At 58.2% G+C, this 5103-nt stretch carries 3 protein-coding genes; 2 read left to right on the forward strand and 1 reads right to left on the reverse strand.

Annotated elements, in window-relative coordinates:
- Together AACS18_RS15575 and AACS18_RS15580 are read left to right on the forward strand one after the other, a co-directional pair.
- Window positions 1-958: ATP-binding protein (locus AACS18_RS15575; protein WP_108612650.1), on the forward strand; the 958-nt coding region annotated here is incomplete at its 5' end.
- A gap of 140 nt (window positions 959-1098) precedes the next feature.
- Complete coding sequence (locus AACS18_RS15580) at window positions 1099-2487, forward strand: transporter substrate-binding domain-containing diguanylate cyclase (protein WP_108612651.1); 1389 nt, start codon at window positions 1099-1101, stop codon at window positions 2485-2487.
- A 67-nt stretch (window positions 2488-2554) separates the two neighbouring features.
- Here AACS18_RS15580 and AACS18_RS15585 read toward each other — a convergent pair whose 3' ends face one another.
- Window positions 2555-4507 carry a ligand-gated channel protein gene (locus AACS18_RS15585; RefSeq protein ID WP_181363298.1) on the reverse strand — a complete coding sequence of 651 codons (1953 nt, stop codon included), beginning with the start codon at window positions 4505-4507 and terminating at the stop codon, window positions 2555-2557.
- Window positions 4508-5103 lie beyond the last annotated feature (596 nt).

A 5103-nucleotide genomic window follows, 5' to 3' on the forward strand; every position in this document is an offset into this window, starting at 1 on the left:
TCGCAAGGGACCGCCCCCGCCGCGGGATATGCGGCTCTACGGCTCCATCGAACTGCCGCAGGGGGGCTGGCTGCAGTTCAGTTCGTTGGTCGACAAGGAGGCGGGCAGCTGGTCTTGGCAGACCACCCTCAACCTGATGCTGGTCGCCAGTCTGGTGATTGGGCTGATGGTGCTGCTGTTTCGCCGTGCCACCCGCCCGCTCAAGCAGCTGGCAGGCAATGCGGAGCGGCTAGGACGGGGCGAGGATATCGAACCCTTGAAAGAGGAGGGGCCGACCGAGATCCGCGAATCGATTCAGGCCTTCAACCGGATGCACACCCGGCTCGACCGCTTCGTGCAGGACAGAACCCGGATGCTGGCGGCCATCTCCCACGATCTGCGCACCCCCATCACCAGCCTGCGGCTACGCACCGAGTTTCTGGCCGATAGCGAGGACAAGGAGCGGATCCAGCAGACCCTGCAACAGATGGAACAGATGCTGGCGGCCACCCTCAGCTTTGCTCGCGAGGAGGGGCAGCAGGAGGCCACTCGCGAACTGGATCTGGTCAGCCTGCTGGTCAGCCTGTGCGATGACTACGCCGATACCGGCCAGCCGGTCACCTGTCTGGCGGAGGGCAAAGAGGTCTACGCCTGCCGGGCCAACACACTGCGCCGGGTGCTGCAGAATCTGATCGGCAACGCCATCAAATATGCCGGCAGCGCCGAAGTGTCGCTGGAGCGGCGCAAGGAAGAGCTGTTGATCCGGGTCTGCGATAACGGGCCGGGGATCGATCCGGCACGGCTCGAGGATGTGTTCAAACCCTTCGTGCGGCTCGACGAGGCGCGCAACACCGAGTCCGGCAGCGTGGGGCTGGGGCTCTCCATCGCCCGCACTCTGGTCCATCAGCACGGCGGCGAGCTGACCCTGCTCAATCGGCCACAAGGGGGACTGGAGGCGCGGATCAGCCTGCCGCTGTAAGTAGTCACTCTATCCGCCAGCCTTGTCATGGCGCCATTTGCATCATGCAAACTTCATCATTTGAGCACTTGTTCTTCGATCAGAAAGACGGTGATAATCGGTGACCACGTGACGATATACGGCAACGGATTGGAGCAAGGATGGCCTCTTCCAGGACAGGAGTCATAGTCAGTATCGGGTGGGGGCTCCTGCTGCTCGCCCTTGCCCTGCCTGCCTGGGCCAAAGCCCCGGAAGAACCGATCATCATTACCAACTCCAAAGCCTGGCAGCCCTTCTCCTATATCAATGAGTCGGGCCAGCCGGATGGCCTGCTGATCGATTTGTGGCGTGAATATGCCCGGGTGACCGGCCAGAAGATCGAGTTCAGGCTGGTCGACTGGCAAGGCTCCCTCGACATGCTCCATGAGGGGAAAGCGGACGTTCACGCCGGACTGCTCTGGTCACCGGAGCGGGACAAACTGTTCGACTATGGCCGGCCTCTCGCCCAGCTCGACTCCCAACTCTTCTTCTCGAGCGAATTGCGCGGCACCGATGTCCACTACTACCTGCTCCATGAAACGGTCGGTGTGGTAGCCGGTGGCTACGAGGAGTATTACGCCAGACGCTACTTCCCCGGCACCAGACTGCAAACCTTCAATGACAATGACACCATGCTGGCTGCGGCCTTCAAGGGTGAAGTGAAGGCCTTTATCGCCGATCTGCAGGTCGCCAACTTCTACATCTATACCTCGGACGATCCCACCCGCTTTATTCCGGTTCGCCACCTCTATACCGACCAGATCCGCTTTGCAGTGAAAAAGGGCGACCTTGCCCTGTTAAACCGGCTGGAAGAGGGGTTCGCCAAGCTCAAAGAGAGCGATCGGGAGCGGATCATCCGCAAATGGATGCATGTCGAAACCGTCTACCCCATCCATCTCGGTCCCTGGCTACTGCTGGCCGGTGCATTGATCATGGTGGCCTACATAGTGCAATTGCGCCGCGCCGTTGCCAGCCGTACCACCGAGTTAAGCCGCGCCAACGCCAGACTGGAGAAGCAGGCAAGTACCGACCCCCTGACCGGCCTGCTCAACCGACGGGCATTTATGCCCGCCATGGAGCAACGACTGGCAAGCGGGGAGCCCTGTGCCCTGTTGCTGTTCGATGTGGATCACTTCAAGGAGACCAATGACCGCTTTGGTCATGGCATCGGGGATCTGTTGCTGGAAAAGCTGGCCACGACTGTGACCAACCTGTTGCCCGAAGAGGCTCTGCTAGCCCGCATCGGCGGCGAAGAGTTTTGCCTGCTGCTGCCGCTGGCCACATTGGCAGAGACAGAGCAATGGGCCGAGCGTATCTGCCTGGAGAGCAACCGGCAAACCCTGCACACCAGCAGCGGCGAGGTGACCCTCTCCATCAGCACCGGGGCAGTCTGGGTCGCCGCAGAGAGAGAGGCTGATGCCGACCAACTACTACGGCAGGCTGACGCCCTCATGTATCAGGCCAAGGGACTGGGGCGCAATACCTGGCAAGCCGCCGCCTATCAGGCATAATCCCCTGACGGACACGCAATAAAAACGGCCGCCATCGGAAGATGGCGGCCGCATGACAGGTTCCCTATCAGAAGTTGTAAGTCACGCCCAGGTTGTAGCGGCGACCATCCAGCACAGTGCCATAGCTGCTGTAATCCACCGTCTTGTCGAACAGGTTGTAGACCCCGGCGGTCAGATCCAGATGCTTGTTGGCCTTGTAGACCAGGCCCATGTCAAAGAAGGTGTAGGAAGGAGTCCCCTCCGCCATCTTGACCCGGCTCAGGTACTCGGAGGTCTCGCCACGGAAGTTGACCCGTGACCAGAGGCTGAGATCCTCGGTGGTTTGCCAGTCAACACTACCGTTGAACATGTGACGGGGCATCTGGTTGAGGGCATGACCCGCCAGCGGACCACTCTTCTGCTCGGACTGGGTAAAGGTGTAGCTGGAGCTGACCGACCAATCCTCATTGATGGCCCAATCCATCATCCCCTCGACACCGCGCATGTTCGCCTTGTCGACGTTGACCCGATCACTGATGAAGTCATAGCTGTGACCATTGAGGGTACAGGCGGGATCGCTCTTGCTGGTGCAACGACGCACTTCGGATATCTTGTTCTTGAAGTCGGTGTTGAACAGGGTAACCCCGGCGTTGAAGCCCTGATGACCGTTCCACAGCAGGCCGATCTCTTCACTCACGCTAGTCTCGGGTTTGAGGTCCGGGTTACCGACCAGCATGCCATCCAAGCTGCCACCACCGGTGACCTGACCCCAGTTGGCCGCCGACATCCGCAAGTCAGGGGAGCGGTAACCGGTTGATACGCCCCCTTTCAGGGTCCAGCTATCATCCAGATGCCAGACGCCGTAGAGGCGCGGGCTCCAGTGAGAGCCGTAATTCTGATCCCGATCCATGCGGGCGCCACCGGTCAGGGCAAAGCTGTCAGTGAGTGACCACTCATCCTCGACAAACATCGCCCAGCTCCAGCGGGTCAGCTGCTCGGCAGGGTTGGCCACCTTCAGGGTATTGCCCTGATCGTGCAGATCCTCATAGCGATACTGACCACCAACGCTCAGGTAGTGATCACCCAGAATAAACTGGGTATGGGTATCGGCGATGGTGTTGGTAAGCTCCATCTTGCGGCCGGGGTTGGTGTTGGTCTCCTGCTGCAGATAGCTGCTGGAAGAGCCGAAATCATACTGGCCATCATGGGTCAGCGCATAGTTGGTGCGCTCGTAGCGATTAAGGCTATCTTTCGCCTTCACAGCCAGCGAATTGCCGGCCGTGCGATCCCGATCCTGCAGACTGCGACTGGCTTCCAGATCGAAGCGGTTATGGTCGTCAGGCTTGAAGCTGAGCACCGCCGTGCCACTGCGAGTCTCCTGCTCGGCAAAACCCTGGGTAAATTTGTCTTCACCACGATGGGCGAGCTGACCGTTGAAACGCAGCCCCAACACGCCATCGATCAGTGAACCTGCGGTATAGGCATCGGTCTGGAAGCTGTTGCCAGCATCCTTGTTCTCCTGGAAGGTAGAATCAGCATGAACCGATCCCTGCCAAGCCAGACCGGTGGTCTTGCGGGTAATCACGTTAATCACGCCCCCCATGGCATCGGAACCATAACGGGATGACATGGGGCCACGGACGACCTCAATCCGCTCGATCGCCTGCAATGGCGGCAACCACCCCTGCTCAATGCCCGGGCCATCGCTATTGGGACGAGTACCGCGGCTATCCACCTTCTTGCCATCAACCAGCATCAGGGTGTATTTCGAGCCCATACCGCGAATGCTGATATCACTGCTGCTGCCACCTCCGGTCACCACCACACCGGGAACATCCTTCAGTGCGTCGGTCACATCGCGATAGGCGCGCTTTTCCAACTGTTCACGAGTAATGACGGAGATAGAGGCGGCAGAGTCTTCAATCTTCTGCTGGAAGCCGGAAGCGGTGACGACCATCACCTCTTGTTCGGCAGCATAGGCCTGGGTCGCAAGAAGGGAGCAGATCAGCAAGGCAAGCTTGTTCGGTTTCACTGTTGTCATGTTTTAGCCTGAACATTATTAGTAGGAAGGTGACGTATTCCCTTACTTCACTCATTACAACGCCCTGGCATCCGGCCAGACGCAGCATTAGAAAAGGCTCATTTGAAAAGCACTTTATTAATCGGTTCGCATTGTAACGACCCCGCCAAGATCATTCAAACAATAATCATTATCATTTGATTGGTGTGCGATTTATCCTGCTGAACAGCCCCATATAACTGGCCTCTCTTGATAAGAGACTGTTTTAACGGAATAAATCCATAACCAACAAGGGGAGTACACAAACAAGCGGGAGCGATGACGTACCGTTACCAGATTGTCTGATTTAATCATCAAGCTCTATCAGCTTGCTGTGAAACAATATGGTCAACATGGGATGTGCTGCGATAGAGAGGTGAAAACCGTGGCAAGAACGCCAACAGGGGAAGGTATTGCCATCTAGGTGGGATGTCGGCAGCTCACCAGCAGGCTAACCCGGTCGTGAGACTGGGCTTTGTGTTGGTTCCGGTGTGCAACCATCGGGGGAAGTTCACAAAACCACCCATAGCAAAAAGGCCTTCCCATCAGGGAAGGCCTTCAAATTAGTGGCGGAGCGG

It is taken from the genome of Aeromonas sp. HMWF015, from assembly GCF_963878965.1.
Lineage (GTDB): Bacteria > Pseudomonadota > Gammaproteobacteria > Enterobacterales > Aeromonadaceae > Aeromonas > Aeromonas veronii.